The organism is Burkholderia sp. A2 (assembly GCF_001729305.1).
Lineage (GTDB): Bacteria > Pseudomonadota > Gammaproteobacteria > Burkholderiales > Burkholderiaceae > Burkholderia > Burkholderia sola.
Genome location: NZ_LZXX01000083.1, coordinates 87,754 through 106,081, shown reverse-complemented (window position 1 = coordinate 106,081; position 18,328 = coordinate 87,754). Strand labels below are relative to the sequence as shown.

Here is an 18,328-nt window from a genome sequence, read left to right as displayed (position 1 = left end):
CGTCGCTGCGGCAGGGCCGCGTAGGCCGCCTAGTATGCGATCGGCTTATTCCGTTCGAAATGGGTTGTGCGCACGGCTTTATAACATGAAAATACGCGAATTCGGACTAGCAAGATTCCCCGATCGTTCCGCAAATTGTCGGCTTCGGTGCTCAAAAGGCGCGGTAAGCTGATGATTCGCAAGCGTCTTTACGTAAATTTCCCATGCCGCGCCCGATCTCCGCCACCATCCACACCGCCGCTCTCGCGAACAATCTCTCCGTCGTCCGCCGCTTTGCCGGCCCGTCCAAGGTCTGGGCGGTCGTCAAGGCCAACGCGTACGGCCACGGTCTCGCCCGTGCGTTTCCGGGCCTGCGCGGTACCGACGGCTTCGGCCTGCTCGACCTCGACGAGGCCGTGAAGCTGCGCGAGCTCGGCTGGGCCGGCCCGATCCTGCTGCTCGAAGGTTTCTTCCGCTCGACCGACATCGACGTGATCGACCGCTACAGCCTGACCACGACCGTCCACAACGACGAGCAGATGCGGATGCTGGAAACGGCGCGGCTGTCGAAGCCCGTCAACGTGCAGCTCAAGATGAACAGCGGGATGAACCGGCTCGGCTACATGCCGGAAAAATACCGTGCCGCGTGGGAGCGCGCCCGCGCATGCCCCGGCATCGGCCAGATCACGTTGATGACCCATTTTTCGGACGCGGACAACGAGCGCGGCGTCGCCGAGCAGCTCGCGACGTTCGAGCGCGGCGCGGAAAACATCGCCGGCGCGCGCAGTCTCGCGAATTCGGCGGCCGTACTGTGGCATCCGGATACGCACTTCGACTGGGTGCGGCCGGGGATCGTGCTGTATGGGGCGTCGCCGTCCGGGCTGTCGTCCGATATCGCCGATACGGGGTTGAAGCCCGCGATGACGCTCTCGTCCGAGCTGATCGCGGTGCAGACGATCGGGAAGGGGCAGGCGATCGGCTATGGCTCGACGTTTTCGGCGCAGGCGCCGATGCGGATCGGCGTCGTCGCGTGCGGCTACGCGGACGGCTATCCGCGCGTGGCGCCGGAAGGCACGCCCGTGATCGTCGACGGCATTCGCACGCGGATCGTCGGTCGCGTGTCGATGGACATGATCACCGTCGACCTGACGCCGTGCCCGCAGGCCGGCGTCGGCGCGCGCGTCGAGCTGTGGGGCAACGCGCTGCCGATCGACGACGTCGCGCGCCATTGCGGGACGATCGGCTACGAGTTGATGTGCGCGGTCGCTGCCCGCGTGCCGGTGCGAGCGGAATAAGGGCGTCGCGCGTGGCCAAACAGAAAACCGTTTACGTCTGCAGCGAGTGCGGCGGACAGACCCCGAAGTGGCAGGGCCAGTGTCCGTCGTGCCAGGCGTGGAACACGCTCGTCGAATCGGTCGCCGAGTCGCCGGCCGCCCATCGGTTCCAGTCGCTCGCGAAGCGGGCGCCGGTCCAGCGGCTCGCCGACATCGAGGCCGCCGACGTACCGCGCTTCTCGACCGGCATCGGCGAATTCGACCGCGTGCTGGGCGGCGGGCTCGTCCCTGGCGGCGTCGTGCTGATCGGCGGCGACCCGGGCATCGGCAAGTCGACGCTGCTGCTGCAGTCGCTCGCGGATATCGCGAACGCGCGGCGCGCGCTCTATATCAGCGGCGAGGAATCGGCCGCGCAGATCGCGTTGCGCGCGCAACGGCTCGCGCTGCTCGACGGCGGCGCGCCGGCGGCCGAACTGAAGCTGCTTGCCGAGATCCAGCTCGAGAAGATCCAGGCCGCGATCGACGCGGAGCGGCCGGACGTGGCTGTCATCGACTCGATCCAGACCGTCTATTCCGAAGCACTGACGTCGGCGCCGGGCTCGGTCGCGCAGGTGCGCGAGTGCGCGGCGCAGCTCACGCGCATCGCGAAACAGTCGGGCACCGCGATCATCATGGTCGGCCACGTGACGAAGGAGGGCAACCTGGCCGGCCCGCGCGTGCTCGAGCACATCGTCGACACGGTGCTGTACTTCGAGGGCGACACGCATTCGTCGTTCCGGCTGGTGCGCGCGTTCAAGAACCGCTTCGGCGCGGTCAACGAACTCGGCGTGTTCGCGATGACCGAGCGCGGGCTGCGCGGCGTGGCCAATCCGTCCGCGCTGTTCCTGTCGCAGCACGAGCAGGTCGTGCCCGGTTCGTGCGTGCTCGTCACGCAGGAAGGCACGCGCCCGCTGCTCGTCGAAATCCAGGCGCTCGTGGATACGGCCCACGTGCCGAACCCGCGCCGGCTCGCGGTCGGCCTCGAACAGAACCGGCTCGCGATGCTGCTCGCGGTGCTGCACCGCCACGCGGGCATCGCTGCCTTCGACCAGGACGTGTTCCTGAACGCGGTGGGCGGCGTGAAGATCACCGAGCCGGCCGCCGACCTCGCGGTGCTGCTCGCGATTCACTCGTCGATGCGCAACAAGGCACTGCCGAAAGGGCTGATCGTGTTCGGCGAAGTGGGGCTGGCCGGTGAAATCCGGCCGTCCCCGCGCGGGCAGGAACGGCTGCGCGAAGCGGCGAAGCTCGGCTTCACGTCCGCGCTGATCCCGAAGGCGAATGCGCCGAAACAGCCGATCGAAGGGCTGAACGTGATGGCCGTCGAGCGGCTCGAGCAGGCGATCGACCGCGTGCGCGATCTTGAATGAGCGGCCCGGCGCGCGCACGGGCCGTGCGTCGCCGGGCGATCTGTCGCGTAATTCGCTGTAAAGAATATGTAGGCTGATGTAACCCGCCGGACATCGCTTTTCCCTATCCTTTGCCGGATTGTCGAACCGCGCAATGCGAAGGGAACCTATGTTGAAATCGTATGGGGAAGCGCCTGGCGGACGCCTTTACAACCTGCGCGGCTGCCGCGTATCGGAGCCGATTCGCCAGCCGTGGGGCGGCGGATGCCGGATCGTCGAGTGGATCGACGAAGAGGGGCGCCTGGCGCGCAAGGTCGTGTCCGAGGATGTGACGGAAGCGGAAGTCGCCGCGGCGATCCGCCGGCCGACCGAAGGGCGCCGGTACCTGATGGACGACGACGAGCAGATGCCGCGCGATACGCTGCCGCGCCGCTGACAGGATGGCGCGGCGGGCATACGGGCCGGCCGACGCAGCCACGTCGAACGCAGCCGAGACAACGAGGCCGGGCCAGGGTGCCCGGCCTCGTCGTTTCCGGGGCCGCAGCGGCCGGGCGGGTTCGTGGGGTGTCAGCACCCCACGCGCTGCGCCGCCGATGACGCGCTCGTCGGCTGACGGCGCCGATGGTCGCGTTCAGCCGATCTGCTCGAGTTCTTCCTGCACGGCGAGCCAGTCTGCCTCGGCCGTCTCGAGCCGGGTCGTGACCTCGCCGAGCTTGCGGATCGCGTCGGTCAGTTCCGTCTTGCGCGCGGCTTCGTAGCTGGCCGGATCGGCGACGAACGCGTCGAGGCGCGCCTTCTCCGCGTGCAGCGCTTCCATTTCCTTTTCGAGCTTCGTGATGCGATTCTGCAGCGGTTTCTTCAATTGCGACAACCGCTGGCGCTCTTCGGCCGCCTGGCGCTTCTGGTCCTTGCGGTTGACGCCCGGATCGGCGCCCGCGGCTGCCGCGCTGTCGGCCTTCGCGGCCGCGCGCTGCTCGGCCGCATGCTGCAGCAGCCAGTCGCGGTAGTCGTCGAGGTCGCCGTCGAACGGCTGCAGCCGGTGCTTCGCGACGAGCATGAACTGGTCGGTCGTCGCGCGCAGCAGGTGGCGGTCGTGCGACACGAGGATCAGCGTGCCCTCGAATTGCGCGAGCGCCATCGTCAGCGCATGGCGCGTTTCGAGGTCGAGGTGGTTCGTCGGTTCGTCGAGCAGCAGCAGGTTCGGCTTCTGCCAGATGATCAGCGCCAGCGCGAGCCGTGCCTTTTCGCCGCCCGAGAACGGCCCGACCGGGCTGGTCGCCATGTCGCCCGAGAAATTGAAGCCGCCGAGGAAGTCGCGCAATTCCTGTTCGCGCGTGTCGGGCGCGAGCCGCGCCAGATGCGCGAGCGGCGAATCGTCTTCGCGCAGCGTTTCGAGCTGGTGCTGCGCGAAATAGCCGATCGTCAGTCCCTTGCCGTCGCGGACGTGCCCCGACAGCGGCGGGAGCGTGCCGGCCAGCGTCTTGATCAGCGTCGACTTGCCCTGACCGTTCGCGCCGAGCAGGCCGATGCGCTGGCCGTTCTGGATCGATAGCGCGACGCGCTCGACGATCGCGATGTCCGTTCCGTCGTCGGCGTGGTAGCCGCAGCGGACGTCTTCCATCACCATCATCGGGTTCGGCGCGGCATCGGGCGTGCGGAATTCGAACGTGAACGGCGACGCGATGTGCGCGGGCGCGATCAGCTCCATCTTCTCGAGCGCCTTCATCCGGCTTTGCGCCTGCTTGGCCTTGGTCGCCTTGGCCTTGAAGCGGTCGACGAAGCTCTGCAGGTGCTCGATCGTCTTCTGCTGCTTTTCGTACGCGCTTTGCTGCAGCGCCAGTTGCTGCGCGCGCAGCACTTCGAACTGCGAGTAGTTGCCGCCGTAGCGCTTCACCTGGCGGTTTTCCAGATGCAGCGTGACGTTGCAGATCGAATCGAGGAATTCGCGGTCGTGTGAAATCACGACGAGCGTGCCGGGGTAGCGGTGCAGCCAGTCTTCGAGCCAGACGATCGCGTCGAGGTCGAGGTGGTTCGTCGGTTCGTCGAGCAGCAGCAGGTCGGAGCGGCACATCAGCGCCTGCGCGAGGTTCAGGCGCATGCGCCAGCCGCCGGAGAAGCTCGCGACGGATTCGCGCGTTTGCGCGAGCGTGAAGCCGAGGCCGAGCAGCAGCGCTTCGGCGCGGGCCGGCGCGGTGTAGCCGTCGGCGTCGGCGAACGCCGCGTGCGCGTCGCCTTCGGCGGCGCCGTCATGCGCGGCCGACGCGGCGGCGATGCGGGCCTCGATCTCGCGCAGCGCGGTATCGCCGTCGAGCGTGTAGTCGAGCGCGGAACGATCGACCGCGGGCGTTTCCTGCGACACGTGGGCGATCCGCCACGACGGGGGCATCGAGAAATCGCCTCCGTCGGAATGCAGCTCGCCGCGCAGGACGGAAAACAGCGTCGACTTGCCGGCGCCGTTCGCGCCGATCAGGCCGGCTTTCTCGCCGGGATTGAGCACGAACGAGGTCGACTCGAACAGCGGCTTGGTGCCGCGCGCAAGGCTGAACTGATTGAAACGGATCACGGCGGAAATGACTGGCCAAAACCGCTATTCTAGACCGCGCGCCGATCCCGCCGGGCATCGGCCGTTCGGCGGATGCCGCAACGGCGCAATTTCGCCTAGACTCGACGTCGATCCGGTTTCGTAAAAGGAGTGCCCGATGTCCACCCTGTATTCGTTCAGCGCAGAGACGCTCGCCGGTGCGCCGGTATCGCTCGACGCGTATCGCGGCAAGGTGCTGCTGATCGTCAATACCGCGAGCGAGTGCGGTTTCACGCCGCAGTACGCGGGTCTGCAGAAGCTGTACGACCAGTACGCGGCGCGCGGCTTCTTCGTGCTCGGCTTTCCGTGCAACCAGTTCGGCAAGCAGGAGCCGGGCGACGCCGAGCAGATCGGTGCGTTCTGCGAACGCAACTACGGCGTCACGTTCCCGATGTTCGCGAAGATCGACGTGAAAGGCGACCATGCGCATCCGCTGTATCGCTACCTGACCGACGAGGCGCCCGGCATTCTCGGCCTCAAGGCGATCAAGTGGAATTTCACGAAATTCCTGATCGACCGCGACGGGCGCATCGTCAAGCGCTACGCGCCATCCACCAAGCCCGACGAAATCGCGGCGGACATCGACAAGCTGCTGTGACGGCGCGGCGTGCGCAGCGCCGGTGCGGATCGTGCGGGGCGGTGGTCGGCGCGGCCGTTACAGGATCGGCGCGAACAGCCGTGCGACGTGCATCGCGATGCGCCGCCAGGCGGGCGACTGCCGGTATTCGTCCGCGTCGACCTCGTACGCCTGCGCGAAGTCGGCGTCGAGCATCGTCTCGACCTCGTCGGCGAATGCCGGATCGACGGTCAGCACCATGACCTCGAAATTGAGGCGGAACGAACGGTTGTCGAGATTCGCGCTGCCGATCGCCGCAGCGATGCGGTCGATCAGCACGACCTTCTGGTGCAGGAAACCGGGCCGGTAGCGGAACACCTTCACGCCCGCATCGACGAGGTCGCGCGCATAAAGCTTCGAGGCCTCGAATACGACGTAGTGGTCGCGCCGGCTCGGAATCAGGATGCGCACGTCGACGCCGCGCATCACGGCGAGCTTCAGCGCGGAGACCACGGCTTCGTCGGGAACGAGATACGGCGTGGTGATCCAGACCCGCTCGCGGGCGGCATTGATCGATTCGGCGAAGAACAGCGAGCCCGTTTCCTGCTTGTCGGCGGGTCCCATCGGCACCACGAGGCAATGCATGCCGTCGCCGGGCTGCGCGGGCGGCGGCAGCGCGATGGGCGGCAGTTTCTGCGTCGCCCAGTGCCAGTCTTCGGCGAACACGTACTGGATGCTCGCCACGACGGGGCCGCGTATCTCGATGTGGGTGTCGCGCCATGGCGACAGGCGCGGATTCGCGCCGAGATATTCGACGCCGACGTTATGGCCGCCGACGAACGCGCAATTGCCGTCGACGACGACGATCTTGCGATGGTTGCGGAAGTTCAGCTGGAAGCGGTTGACGAATTGCCGGTTGGTCGCGAACGGATGGACCTCGACGCCGCCGCGGCGCAATGCGTCGACGTAGCTGTGCGGCAGGTCGAAGCTGCCGATGCTGTCGTACAGCACGCAGCAGCGTACGCCGGCAGCCACGCGTGCGAGCAGCGAGTCGCGCAGCATCCGGCCGAGCGCATCGTCGCGCACGATGAAGAACTGGACGAGCACGTAGTCGCGCGCGGCGTCGATCGCCGACAGGATGGCCGAGAACGTCGCGTCGCCGTTCACGAGCGTGCGTACCGAATTGCCGCCGAGGAACGGCATGCCGCCGAGCCGCGTGAGCGCGAGCACGGCAGCCTGTCCCAGCGCGTCGGCGGCCGGCCCGTCGGTCGCGTCGGTCGCGCGCCACGGCGAACGCGGTGTGTGCGTGCGCAACATTTCGAGCTCGTGGCGCCGGGCGTCGACGTAGCCGGAGAATTTGCTGCGGCCGAGGAACAGATACGGAACGAGCGTCAGGTATGGCATGGCCGTGAGCGAGACGGCCCACGCGATCGCGCCTTGCGACGTGCGCGTGTTCATGATTGCGTGGCATGCCGCGACGATCCCGAGCACGTGGATGGTCAGGATCAGGGTGCCGAGATGTAGCCAGTCGAGGGTCATGGGCGCGTAAAGGACTTCCGAGCGGACTCCCGAGCGGACTTCCGAGCGCGCTCGCGAGGGAGTTCCGGAGAACGTGCGGCCAGGCGGCCGCCTACGCGCATCTTACCCAACCGTGCGGCGCAATGGTGCGCCGCACGGCGGGCCGGCCGGAACGCTCAGGCCTTGCGGGGCAGGTCCGACGCCTGGATCAGGAACACGGCGTCGTCGCCCGCGCTGGTGGGCAGCCACGTGAGCTCGAGGCCGCCGAACGCCGCTTCGACGTGCTCGCGTTCGTTGCCGATCTCGACGACGAGCACGCCGTCGTCATGCAGCCAGCGGTGCGCGTCGGCGACGATACGTCGCACGATGTCCATCCCGTCGTCGCCGCCGGCGAGCGCCATCTCAGGCTCGTGCCGGTACTCGGGCGGCAGCGCGGCCATCGACGCGCCGTTCACGTACGGCGGGTTCGTCAGGATCACGTCGTAGCGCGAGTCGGGATCGGTGCGGAACGCGGGCAGCGGGGCGTAGAGGTCGCCGCAGTGCAGCCCGATGCGGTCTTCGAGGCCGTAGTCGCGCACGTTGATTTCCGCGACTTCGAGCGCCTTGTCCGACAGGTCGACCGCGTCGATCTCGGCGTTCGGGAACGCGCTCGCCGCGAGGATCGCGAGGCAGCCGGAGCCGGTGCACAGTTCGAGCACCGCGCCGACCTGCTCGGGATCGGCGACATACGGCTGCAGCCCGTCGTCGAGCAGTTCGCCGATGAACGAGCGCGGCACGATCACGCGTTCGTCGACGTAGAAGCGGTGGCCATGCATCCACGCTTCATGCGTGAGGTACGCGGCCGGCACGCGGTCGGCCGCGCGTCGTTCGATCACCGCGAGCACGGCCGCGATTTCGTCGGGCAAGAGGCGCGCGTCGAGGAACGGTTCGAGCGTGTCGAGCGGCAGGTCGAGCGTATGCAGCACCAGGTAGGCCGCTTCGTCGTATGCGTTGTCGGAACCGTGGCCGAACGCGAGCTTCGCTTTCGAGAAGCGCGTGACCGCGTAGCGCAGCAGGTCGCGGACTGTGGCAAAAGGTGTCGTCATGCGAGGCTCCGTCAGGCGATCAGTTGTTCGAGCACGCGTCGGTACACGTTCTTCAGCGGGTCGACGAAGCGCACTTCGATGTGCTCGTCGATCTTGTGGATGCTGCCGTTCGGCGGCCCGAATTCGATCACCTGCGGGCAGATGCGCGCGATGAAGCGGCCGTCCGACGTGCCGCCCGTCGTCGACAGCTCGGTCGTGATGCCGGTTTCGGTGCGGATCGCGTTTTCCAGCGCGCCCGACAGTTCGCCGCGCGGCGTGAGGAACGGCAGGCCGCTCACCGACCACTTCAGCGTGTATTCGAGGCCGTGCTTGTCGAGGATCGCATGCACGCGGGCCTGCAGGCCTTCGACGGTGCTCGCGGTCGAGAAGCGGAAGTTGAACAGCAGGTCGGCGTGGCCGGGAATCACGTTGGTCGCGCCGGTGCCGGCGTGCAGGTTCGACACCTGCCAGGTGGTCGGCGGGAAGTATTCGTTGCCGGCGTCCCATTGCTCGGCGGCGAGCTCGGCGAGCGCCGGCGCGAGCAGGTGGATCGGGTTCTTCGCGAGGTGCGGATACGCGATGTGGCCCTGCACGCCCTTGACGACCAGTTCGCCGGACATCGACCCGCGGCGGCCGTTCTTGACGACGTCGCCGAGCTCGGCGGTCGACGTCGGCTCGCCGACAATGCAGTAGTCGAGACGTTCGCCGCGTTCCTGCAACAACTCGACGACCTTCACGGTGCCGTCGGTGGCCGGGCCTTCCTCGTCGCTCGTGATCAGGAACGCGATCGCGCCGCGGTGGTCGGGATGGGCCGCGACGAATTCCTCGGACGCGACGACGAACGCCGCGAGCGACGTCTTCATGTCGGCCGCGCCGCGGCCGTACAGCTTGCCGTCGCGATGGGCGGGGATGAACGGCGGCGACGTCCACTGTTCGAGCGGGCCGGTCGGCACGACGTCGGTGTGGCCCGCGAATGCGAGCAGCTTGCCGTCGCGGCCGTCGGCGCCGCGCTTGACGGCCCACAGGTTGGTCACGCCGTGCGACGCGATGGTCTCGCATTCGAAGCCGAGCGCGGCGAGGCGCTCGGTCATGATCTGCTGGCAGTGCTGGTCGTCGGGCGTCACGGACGCGCGGGCGATCAGCTGTTCGGTAAGGGCTAGGGTGGCGGACATGGTTCGGACCACTTTCGATAAAAAATGCCGGCGCGGTGGCCGGCAGCGACAGGGCGTCGTGTGCAGCGCAGGCGCAGCGCGGGCGGCCCTATGCGGCAAACAGCGCCGCGTATTGATCGGCCACGAAGCCGAGCGATTTCACGCGGCCGTTGACGACGAGCACGGGACGCTTGATGATCGACGGCTTGTGGATCATCAGCGCGACCGCGCCGGTCTTCGTTTCGGCGGCCGCCTTCATCGCGTCGTCCAGGCCGCGCCACGTGGTGCCGCGCTTGTTCACGAGCGCGTCGAGCGACACGTCCTTCAGCCAGTCTTCGATCAGCGGCGCGCTGACGCCGAGCTTCTTGAAATCGTGGAACTCGAACTCGACGCCGTGATCGTCGAGCCACACGCGGGCCTTCTTCACGGTGTCGCAGTTCGGAATGCCGTAGACGACCACGGTGTGCGGCTTCGCCATCAGTCGCCTCGCAGCAGCTCGTTCAGGCCGACCTTCGCTCGCGTCTTCGCGTCGACCTTCTTCACGATCACCGCGCAGTACAGGCTGTGCGAGCCGTCCTTCGACGGCAGGTTGCCGGCGACGACGACCGAGCCGGCCGGGATGCGGCCGTAGCTGACTTCGCCGGTCTCGCGATCGTAGATCTTGGTGCTCTGGCCGAGGTACACGCCCATCGAAATCACCGAGTTTTCCTCGACGATCACGCCTTCGACGACTTCCGAGCGCGCGCCGATGAAGCAGTTGTCTTCGATGATGACCGGGTTCGCCTGCAGCGGCTCGAGCACGCCGCCGATGCCGACGCCGCCCGACAGGTGCACGTTCTTGCCGATCTGCGCGCACGAACCGACCGTCGCCCACGTGTCGACCATCGTGCCTTCGTCGACGTACGCGCCGATGTTGGTGTACGACGGCATCAGCACGACGTTCTTCGCGATGAACGAGCCGCGGCGCGCGATGGCCGGCGGCACGACGCGGAAGCCGCCCGCGGCGAAGTCTTCGGCCGTGTAGTTCGCGAACTTCGACGGCACCTTGTCGTAGAACTGCGAGTAGCCGCCGGCCGGCATCGGCGCGTTGTCCTCCAGGCGGAACGACAGCAGCACGGCCTTCTTCAGCCATTGGTGGACCGTCCAGTTGCCGTCGATTTTCTCGGCGACGCGCAGCGCACCCTTGTCGAGTTGCTCGATTGCGTGAGCGACGGCCTCGCGGACGTCGGCGGGCGCGGCCTTCGGCGACAGCTCGGCGCGGTTTTCCCAGGCGGTATCGATGATTTGCTGAAGTTGTTGCGACATGTTCGTTTTCGCAGGAAATGGATGGAATTGATCGGGATGGACGTCTTACCGCGCGAGAGAGCGGCAGAAATCGACGATGCGTTGCGCGCCCTCGACGCATTCGGGGGTGCCCGCGACGAGCGCGATCCGGATGAAATCGCGGCCCGGGTTCGTGCCGTGCGCATCGCGCGCCAGGTACGAGCCGGGCAGAACCGTCACATTATAGTCGGCGTACAGGCGACGGGCGAACGCGGTGTCCGACAGGCCGGTGCGCGCGACGTTGGCCCACAGGTAGAACGCGGCGTCGGGCAGTTTCACGTCGATCACGTCGGCGAGCATCGGCGTGACCGTATTGAACTTCTGCAGGTACAGCGCGCGGTTCTCGCGCACGTGCGCCTCGTCGTTCCACGCGGCGATGCTCGCGTGCTGCCAGACCGGCGACAGCGCGGCGCCGTGATACGTGCGATACAGCAGGAATTTCCTGAGCAGCGCGGCGTCGCCGGCGACGAAGCCCGAGCGCATGCCCGGCACGTTCGAGCGCTTCGACAGGCTGGAGAGCATCACGAGCCGCTCGAAGCCGCGGCCAAGGCGGTGCGCGGCCTCGAGGCCGCCGAGCGGCGGCGCCGCTTCGTCGAAATAGATTTCCGAGTAGCACTCGTCGGACGCGATCACGAAGCCGTGGCGGTCGGACAGCGCGAACAGCTCGCGCCAGTCGTCGAGCGTCAGCACGGCGCCCGTCGGGTTGCCGGGCGAGCACACGTACAGCAGCTGCGTGCGTGCCCACACCTCGTCGGGCACGGCCGCGTAGTCGCATGCGAAGTTGCGGGCCGGGTCGCTGTTCGCGAAATAGGGTTCGGCACCGGCCAGGAGCGCCGCGCCTTCGTAAATTTGATAGAAGGGATTCGGACAGAGTACGATCGCCTTCTTGCCGTCCGCGGCCGGGCGCGCGTCGATCACCGTCTGCGCGAGCGAGAACAGCGCCTCGCGCGAGCCCGACACCGGCAGCACCTGCGTGGCCGCATCGATTGCCGGCAGCCCGTAGCGGCGTTCGAGCCAGCGCGCGATCGACGTGCGCAGCGCATCCGAGCCGGCGGTGGCCGGATACGACGCGAGGCCGTCGAGCGCGGCCACCACGGCGTCGCGGATCAGCGCCGGCGTCGCGTGCTTGGGCTCGCCGATGCCGAAGCTGATCGGTTTCAGGTCGCCGGAAGGCGTCACGTCCTTGAACAGGGCGCGCAGCTTTTCGAAGGGATAGGGCTGGAGCGAGTCGAGTCGAGGGTTCACGGGCGAAGCGGCCATCGCGGCCGGTTGGAGCGAAAGAAGCGGCGGGCGCGCCGCACGGCTGCGAACGGGCGCCGGGGCGCGCGGGTCGCAACGGACGATTATAGCGTGACGGAATGCGGTCACGGCCAGCCGGAGCGGCGGCCGGGCCGCTCGAACAAAGGGTATCGAACCAAATGAACAACGCGGTACGCGGCAGCCTGCCGACGCTGGCCATCCTGATCGGCGCGTCGGTATGGGGCCTGATCTGGTATCCGCTGCGGATCCTCGCGTCGCTCGGCGTGACGGGCACGCTGGCCAGCGCGCTGACGAGCCTCGTCGCGTTCCTGTTCGTGATCGTCGCGCGGCACCGGACGATCGCGACGCTGCGCTGGCACTGGGTGCTGCCGGCCATCGCGGTCACGGCCGGCGTGACGAACCTCGGGTTCGTATGGGGCACGATCCACGGCGAGGTGCTGCGCGTGATGCTGCTGTTCTACCTGACGCCGGCCTGGACCGCGATCTACGCGCACTTCCTGCTGCGCGAGCGGCTGACCTGGGCCGGCGCCGGGCTCGCGGCGCTGTCGATCGGCGGCGCGATGCTGATGCTGTGGTCGCCGGCGCTCGGCTTGCCGCTGCCGGCCAATCCGGCCGAATGGGCCGGTCTCGCGGCCGGGCTGAGCTTCGCGATGAGCAACGTGCTGGTGATCAAGGCGAGCCGCGAGCTACCCGACATGCGCGCCGAAATGCGCACCGCGACGCTGTTCGGCGGCGCGGCCGTGTTCGGCGCGATCGCGTCGCTGTTCGAGGGACTGCCGGCCGTGCCGGCGAGCGGCCAGCTGGGCGTGGCCGTGCTGATCATCGCGGCGATCGGCGTGACGATGGCGTCGAACAACCTGCTCGTCCAGTACGGCCTCGCGCGCGTGCCGGCGAACCGCGCGTCGATCATCATGCTGTTCGAGATCGTGATCACCGCGCTGTCCGCGTGGGTGTTCGCGAACGAGCTGCCGACCGCGCGCGAGTGGGCGGGCGGCGCGTGCATCGTGCTCGCGACGCTGCTGTCGAGCCGGGTCCATCGTGCCGCGCCGGCACCGGACAAACCCGGCGACGGTCGGGACGGCTCACGCGCGATGGTATGATGGAAGCCGTTTGCGGGGCCCAACGCTGGATGCGCGCGGCCCCGTTTTTGAATTCCGGGGCGCGTGGCGCGCAGGGGCTTTCCGGCCCCGCGTCGCGCGGCCCCGTCCGTTTCACACCTTCTTCACATCCGATACCGCCGTGCGTCTGAGCTCGATCAAACTCGCTGGCTTCAAATCCTTCGTCGATCCCACGCATTTCCAGGTTCCGGGCCAGCTTGTCGGCGTGGTCGGCCCGAACGGATGCGGCAAGTCCAACATCATCGATGCCGTGCGCTGGGTGCTCGGCGAGTCGCGCGCGTCCGAGCTGCGCGGCGAGTCGATGCAGGACGTGATCTTCAACGGTTCGACCGCCCGCAAGCCCGGCAGCCGGGCCAGCGTCGAACTGATCTTCGACAACTCCGACGGCCGCGCGGCCGGCCAGTGGGGCCAGTACGGCGAAATCGCCGTGAAGCGCGTGCTGACGCGCGACGGCACGTCGAGCTACTACATCAACAACCTGCCGGCGCGCCGCCGCGACATCCAGGACATCTTCCTCGGCACCGGCCTCGGGCCGCGCGCGTACGCGATCATCGGGCAGGGCATGATCGCTCGGATCATCGAGGCGAAGCCGGAAGAGCTGCGCGTGTTCCTCGAGGAAGCCGCCGGCGTGTCGAAGTACAAGGAACGCCGCCGCGAAACCGAGAACCGCCTGCACGACACGCGCGAGAACCTGACGCGCGTCGAGGACATCGTGCGCGAACTCGGCGCGAACCTCGAAAAGCTCGAGGCGCAGGCGGTGGTCGCGACCAAGTACAAGGAACTCGTCGCCGACGGCGAGGAGAAGCAGCGCCTCTTGTGGCTGCTGCGCAAGAACGAGGCTGCCGGCGAGCAGCAGAAGCAGCAGCGCGCGATCGAACAGGCGCAGATCGACCTCGAGGCGCAGACGGCGAAGCTGCGCGAAGTCGAGGCGCAGCTCGAGACGCTGCGTGTCGCGCACTACTCGGCGAGCGACGCGATGCAGGGCGCGCAGGGCGCGCTCTACGAAGCGAACGCCGAGGTGAGCCGCCTCGAAGCCGAGATCAAGTTCATCGTCGAATCGCGCAATCGCGTGCAGGCGCAGATCGCCGCGCTGAACGCGCAGCGCGAGCAGTGGCGCGCGCAGGCCGAGAAGTCCCAGGACGAGCTCGAGGAAGCCGAAGAGGCGCGCGCGATGGCCGACGAGAAGGCCGCGCTCGCGGAAGACAACGCGGCCGCGAAGCACGATGCGCTGCCGGCGCTCGAAGCGAAGTGGCGCGACGCGCAGGCGCAGCTCAACGACGAGCGCGCGCGGATCGCGCAGACCGAGCAGTCGCTCAAGCTCGAAGCCGCGCATCAGCGCAACGCCGACCAGCAGCTCCAGCAGCTTCAGCAGCGCCACGAGCGCCTGAAGAGCGAAGCGGGCGGGCTCGACGCGCCGGACGAGACGCAGCTCGAAGAGCTGCGCATGCAGTTGGCCGAGCAGGAAGAGATCCTCGCGGAAGCGCAGGCACGTCTCGCCGACGCGCAGGAAACGGTGCCGCGCCTCGACGGCGAACGCCGCGCCGCGCAGGAGCGCGTGCAGGCCGAAGCCGCGCAGATCCACCAGCTCGAAGCGCGCCTCGCCGCGCTGAAGCAGCTGCAGGACAACGTGCAGACCGAAGGCAAGATCCAGCCTTGGCTCGACAAGCACGAGCTCGGCGCGTTGCCGCGTCTGTGGAAGAAGCTGCACGTCGAGGCCGGCTGGGAAGCGGCGCTCGAGGCCGTGCTGCGCGAGCGTCTCGCCGCCCTCGAAGTGTCGAATCTCGACTGGGTGAAGGCATTCGCGACCGATGCGCCGCCCGCGAAGCTCGCGTTCTACGCGCCGCCCGCGGCCGGTGAGCCGCCCGCCGCGGTGGCCGGGCTGCGTCCGGTGCTGTCGCTCGTGCGCATCGACGACGCGGGTATCCGTGCGGTGCTGAACGACTGGCTCGGCAACGTGTACGTCGCCGACGACGTCGCGCAGGCGCTCGCGACGCGCGCGCAGCTGCCGGCAGGCGGCGCGTTTGTCGTCAAGGCCGGCCATATCGTCACGCGGGTCGGCGTGCAGTTGTACGCGGCCGATTCGGAGCAGGCCGGGATGCTGGCCCGCCAGCAGGAAATCGAAAACCTGACGCGCCAGGTGCGCGCGCAGGCGCTGCTCGCCGACGAGGCGCGCACGGCCGCCGTGCGGGCGGAAGCCGCGCACACGCAGGCCACGCAGGCGCTCGGCGACGTGCGCGCGCAGGCCGAACGCGCGACGCAGCGCGTGCATGCGCTGCAGATGGACGTGCTGAAGCTCGCGCAGGCGCACGAACGCTACACACAGCGCAGCACGCAGATCCGCGAGGAACTCGAGGAAATCGGCGCGCAGATCGAAGAGCAGCGTGCGCTGCGCGCGGAGTCGGAAGCGAATTTCGAGCGCTTCGACGGCGAGCTCGCGGAACTGCAGGCGCGCTTCGAGGACAACCAGCTCGCATTCGAGGCGCTCGACGAATCGCTGACGCAGGCGCGTCAGGAAGCGCGCGACCTGGAGCGCGGCGCGAACGACGCGCGCTTCGCCGCACGCAACGCGGTGACCCGGATCGACGAGCTCAAGCGCACGATCCAGGTCGCGCACGAGCAGAGCGAGCGCGTCGCCGCGTCGCTCGAAGACGCGCGCGCCGAACTCGAGACGATCAACGAGCAGACCGCGCACACGGGCCTGCAGGACGCGCTTGAGATTCGCGCGGTGAAGGAAGAAGCGCTGCAGGCGGCGCGGATCGAGCTCGACGATCTCACCGCGAAGCTGCGTGCGTCGGACGAGCAGCGGCTCGTCGCCGAGCGTTCGCTGCAGCCGCTGCGCGACCGCATTACCGAGCTGCAGCTGAAGGAGCAGGCCGCGCGCCTGTCCGTCGAGCAGTTCGCCGAGCAGCTCGCGACCGCCGAGGTCGACGAGGTCGCGCTGGCCGCGAAGCTGACGCCGGATCTCAAGCCTTCTTACCTGCAGGGCGAAGTCACGCGCCTGAACAACGCGATCAACGCGCTCGGCCCGGTGAACATGGCCGCGCTCGACGAGCTGAAGGCCGCGAGCGAGCGCAAGGTGTTCCTCGACGCGCAGTCGGCCGACCTGATCGATGCGATCACGACGCTCGAAGACGCGATCCACAAGATCGACCAGGAAACCCGCACGCTGCTGCAGGGCACCTTCGACGAAGTCAATCGTCATTTCAGCGACCTGTTCCCGCGCCTGTTCGGCGGCGGCCAGGCGAAGCTGATCATGACGGGCGACGAGATTCTCGACGCCGGCGTGCAGGTGATGGCGCAGCCGCCGGGCAAGAAGAACGCGACGATTCACCTGCTGTCGGGCGGCGAGAAGGCGCTGACCGCGACCGCGCTGGTGTTCGCGATGTTCCAGCTGAACCCCGCGCCGTTCTGTCTGCTCGACGAGGTCGACGCGCCGCTGGACGACGCGAACACCGAGCGTTTCGCGAATCTCGTGCGCGCGATGTCCGACAAGACGCAGTTCCTGTTCATCTCGCACAACAAGATCGCGATGGAAATGGCGCAGCAGCTGATCGGCGTGACGATGCAGGAACAGGGCGTGTCGCGGATCGTCGCGGTGGACATGGAAACCGCCGCGGGTTTTGCCCAGAATTGACGTTTGACGAAACCGGACCGCGTTCGCGCGGCGCATGGGCGCCCGTTCGCGGTTCCGACGAAAAAGAATTGCTGATGGAGCGTGCATGGACGAGTTGACACTCGGTTTGATCGGCGCCGGCGCCGTCGTGGTGGGCGGCGTCGTGGTCTACAACGCATGGCAGGGCGCGAAAGTGCGGCGCAGGATGCCGCGCCCGATGCCGGAGGAAGCGGCCGAGGCGATGAACCGCCCCGAGCGTGACGAAGAGTTGCCGTTCATCGAACCGGTGCGTCAGCCGGTGCGCCGCGAGCCCGCGGCACCGGTCGCGGCGGCGGCAGCAGCGACCGAAGCCGCGCACGTCGAGCCGACGTTCGGCGGGGCCGCCAGCGGCGCGGCGCCGGCCGATACGCCGGCCGACCTGCAGGCCGAGGCGACCGGCGTCGACACGTCGTCCGAATCGATCGAACCGGCTGCCGGCGAAGAAGCCGTGCCCGCCGCGACGCACGAGGCGGCGGCCGAACCGGCCGGCCCGACCGAACCGGTGATGCCGGCCGCGACGACGGTCTCGTCGGCGCCGCCCGCGATCGTCGATCGCCGGATCGACTGCATCGTGCCGATTCGCCTCACCGGGCCGCTGCCGGGCGACAAGATCCTGCCGGTCGCGCAGCGGCTGCGCCGCGCGGGCAGCAAGCCCGTGCACATCGAAGGCAAGCCGGAAGGCGGCCAGTGGGAGTTGCTGCAGAACGGCGTGCGCTACGAAGAGCTGCGCGCGGCCGCGCAGCTTGCGAACCGCGGCGGTGCGCTGAACGAGCTCGAATTCTCCGAATTCGTGACGGGCGTCCAGCAGTTCGCCGACGCGATCGACGGCGCGCCGGAATTCCCGGACATGATGGAGACGGTCGCGATGGCGCGCGAGCTCGACGCGTTTGCCGCGCAGTGCGACGCGCAACTGTCGATCAACGTGATGTCGGACGGCGCGCCGTGGTCCGCGAACTACGTGCAGGCGGTCGCGTCGCAGGACGGGCTGCTGCTGTCGCGCGACGGCACGCGCTTCGTGAAGCTCGACGCGAAGCAGAATCCGGTATTCATGCTGCAGTTCGGCGATACGAACTTCCTGCGCGACGACCTGACGTACAAGGGCGGCAACATGATCACGCTGGTGCTCGACGTGCCGGTGGCGGAAGAGGACATCCTGCCGTTCCGGCTGATGTGCGATTACGCGAAGTCGCTGTCCGAGCGGATCGGCGCGCGCGTCGTCGACGATTCGCGCCGGCCGCTGCCGGAGTCGACGCTGCTCGCGATCGAGCAGCAGCTGATGAAGCTGTACGCGAAGCTCGAGGAAGCCGGCATTCCGGCCGGTTCGCCGGTCACGCGCCGCCTGTTCAGCCAGTAACGCGATGGCGCGGACGGCGCGCCTTGGCGCCGTCGTTCGCCGCCGCGGCGCACACCGCTCGGTGTGCGCCGCAGCACGTCATCGGGCCCGCATTGCGTGCCCCGCCGCGG

At 68.2% G+C, this 18,328-nt stretch carries 14 protein-coding genes; 7 read left to right on the top strand and 7 right to left on the bottom strand.

All coding sequences use genetic code 11. From position 1 onward, the window contains the following. Window positions 1-203 precede the first annotated feature (203 nt). The 3 genes from alr to A9Z05_RS08335 all read left to right on the top strand — a co-directional run bounded on the left by alr (window position 204) and on the right by A9Z05_RS08335 (window position 3,077). The gene (alr, locus tag A9Z05_RS08345) at window positions 204-1,274 is read left to right on the top strand and encodes an alanine racemase (protein WP_069617682.1); all 1,071 of its coding nucleotides are present in this window, start codon (window positions 204-206) and stop codon (window positions 1,272-1,274) included. Between the two features lie 11 nt (window positions 1,275-1,285). Further along, a complete protein-coding gene (radA, locus tag A9Z05_RS08340) occupies window positions 1,286-2,662 on the top strand; it encodes a DNA repair protein RadA (RefSeq protein ID WP_069617681.1) in 1,377 nt (458 codons plus the stop codon). Between the two features lie 148 nt (window positions 2,663-2,810). Beyond that, on the top strand, window positions 2,811-3,077 hold the full coding sequence (locus A9Z05_RS08335; RefSeq protein WP_050012917.1) for a DUF2866 domain-containing protein: 267 nt from the start codon (window positions 2,811-2,813) through the stop codon (window positions 3,075-3,077). 195 nt (window positions 3,078-3,272) lie between these two features. On the opposite strand, the gene A9Z05_RS08330 is transcribed toward A9Z05_RS08335, so the two are convergent. Further along, a complete protein-coding gene (locus tag A9Z05_RS08330) occupies window positions 3,273-5,204 on the bottom strand; it encodes an ATP-binding cassette domain-containing protein (protein WP_069617680.1) in 1,932 nt (643 codons plus the stop codon). Between the two features lie 136 nt (window positions 5,205-5,340). Between A9Z05_RS08330 and A9Z05_RS08325 the strand changes: the two genes are divergently transcribed. Beyond that, window positions 5,341-5,820 carry a glutathione peroxidase gene (locus A9Z05_RS08325; RefSeq protein WP_069617679.1) on the top strand — a complete coding sequence of 160 codons (480 nt, stop codon included), beginning with the start codon at window positions 5,341-5,343 and terminating at the stop codon, window positions 5,818-5,820. Between the two features lie 57 nt (window positions 5,821-5,877). On the opposite strand, the gene cls is transcribed toward A9Z05_RS08325, so the two are convergent. The 6 genes from cls to dapC all read right to left on the bottom strand — a co-directional run bounded on the left by cls (window position 5,878) and on the right by dapC (window position 12,094). Then, on the bottom strand, window positions 5,878-7,317 hold the full coding sequence (cls, locus tag A9Z05_RS08320) for a cardiolipin synthase (protein ID WP_069617678.1): 1,440 nt from the start codon (window positions 7,315-7,317) through the stop codon (window positions 5,878-5,880). Window positions 7,318-7,472: 155 nt separating this feature from the next. Continuing rightward, the gene (gene prmB, locus A9Z05_RS08315) at window positions 7,473-8,381 is read right to left on the bottom strand and encodes a 50S ribosomal protein L3 N(5)-glutamine methyltransferase (RefSeq protein ID WP_069617677.1); all 909 of its coding nucleotides are present in this window, start codon (window positions 8,379-8,381) and stop codon (window positions 7,473-7,475) included. Between the two features lie 11 nt (window positions 8,382-8,392). After that, complete coding sequence (dapE, locus tag A9Z05_RS08310) at window positions 8,393-9,532, bottom strand: succinyl-diaminopimelate desuccinylase (protein WP_069617676.1); 1,140 nt, start codon at window positions 9,530-9,532, stop codon at window positions 8,393-8,395. Window positions 9,533-9,620: 88 nt separating this feature from the next. Then, window positions 9,621-9,989 (bottom strand): ArsC family reductase, encoded by a 369-nt coding sequence (locus tag A9Z05_RS08305; protein WP_069617675.1) that lies wholly within the window; start codon window positions 9,987-9,989, stop codon window positions 9,621-9,623. After that, on the bottom strand, window positions 9,989-10,816 hold the full coding sequence (gene dapD, locus A9Z05_RS08300; RefSeq protein WP_006478479.1) for a 2,3,4,5-tetrahydropyridine-2,6-dicarboxylate N-succinyltransferase: 828 nt from the start codon (window positions 10,814-10,816) through the stop codon (window positions 9,989-9,991). The genes A9Z05_RS08305 and dapD overlap by 1 nt, the downstream gene beginning before the upstream one ends. A 45-nt stretch (window positions 10,817-10,861) precedes the next feature. Beyond that, window positions 10,862-12,094 (bottom strand): succinyldiaminopimelate transaminase, encoded by a 1,233-nt coding sequence (dapC, locus tag A9Z05_RS08295; protein WP_069617674.1) that lies wholly within the window; start codon window positions 12,092-12,094, stop codon window positions 10,862-10,864. A gap of 158 nt (window positions 12,095-12,252) precedes the next feature. Between dapC and A9Z05_RS08290 the strand changes: the two genes are divergently transcribed. The 3 genes from A9Z05_RS08290 (at window position 12,253) to A9Z05_RS08280 (ending at window position 18,218) form a co-directional block, all read left to right on the top strand. Beyond that, window positions 12,253-13,194: a DMT family transporter gene (locus tag A9Z05_RS08290; protein WP_069617673.1), complete on the top strand. Its 942-nt coding sequence runs from the start codon at window positions 12,253-12,255 to the stop codon at window positions 13,192-13,194. Window positions 13,195-13,333: 139 nt separating this feature from the next. Beyond that, window positions 13,334-16,846, top strand: a complete 3,513-nt coding sequence (gene smc / locus A9Z05_RS08285; protein WP_069617672.1) for a chromosome segregation protein SMC — start codon at window positions 13,334-13,336, stop codon at window positions 16,844-16,846. A gap of 85 nt (window positions 16,847-16,931) precedes the next feature. Next, window positions 16,932-18,218, top strand: coding sequence for a cell division protein ZipA C-terminal FtsZ-binding domain-containing protein (locus tag A9Z05_RS08280; protein ID WP_069617671.1), 1,287 nt, complete (start codon window positions 16,932-16,934; stop codon window positions 18,216-18,218). The last annotated feature ends 110 nt before the right edge of the window (window positions 18,219-18,328 follow it).

Bases quoted from the DNA above. Each gene is read 5' to 3' on its own strand.
- alr (WP_069617682.1), top strand. From the start codon at position 204: ATGCCGCGCCCGATCTCCGCCACCATCCACACCGCCGCTCTCGCGAAC.
- A9Z05_RS08335 (WP_050012917.1), top strand. From the start codon at position 2,811: ATGTTGAAATCGTATGGGGAAGCGCCTGGCGGACGCCTTTACAACCTG.
- A9Z05_RS08325 (WP_069617679.1), top strand. From the start codon at position 5,341: ATGTCCACCCTGTATTCGTTCAGCGCAGAGACGCTCGCCGGTGCGCCG.
- cls (WP_069617678.1), bottom strand. From the start codon at position 7,317: ATGACCCTCGACTGGCTACATCTCGGCACCCTGATCCTGACCATCCAC.
- prmB (WP_069617677.1), bottom strand. From the start codon at position 8,381: ATGACGACACCTTTTGCCACAGTCCGCGACCTGCTGCGCTACGCGGTC.
- dapE (WP_069617676.1), bottom strand. From the start codon at position 9,532: ATGTCCGCCACCCTAGCCCTTACCGAACAGCTGATCGCCCGCGCGTCC.
- A9Z05_RS08305 (WP_069617675.1), bottom strand. From the start codon at position 9,989: ATGGCGAAGCCGCACACCGTGGTCGTCTACGGCATTCCGAACTGCGAC.
- dapD (WP_006478479.1), bottom strand. From the start codon at position 10,816: ATGTCGCAACAACTTCAGCAAATCATCGATACCGCCTGGGAAAACCGC.
- dapC (WP_069617674.1), bottom strand. From the start codon at position 12,094: ATGGCCGCTTCGCCCGTGAACCCTCGACTCGACTCGCTCCAGCCCTAT.
- A9Z05_RS08290 (WP_069617673.1), top strand. From the start codon at position 12,253: ATGAACAACGCGGTACGCGGCAGCCTGCCGACGCTGGCCATCCTGATC.
- A9Z05_RS08280 (WP_069617671.1), top strand. From the start codon at position 16,932: ATGGACGAGTTGACACTCGGTTTGATCGGCGCCGGCGCCGTCGTGGTG.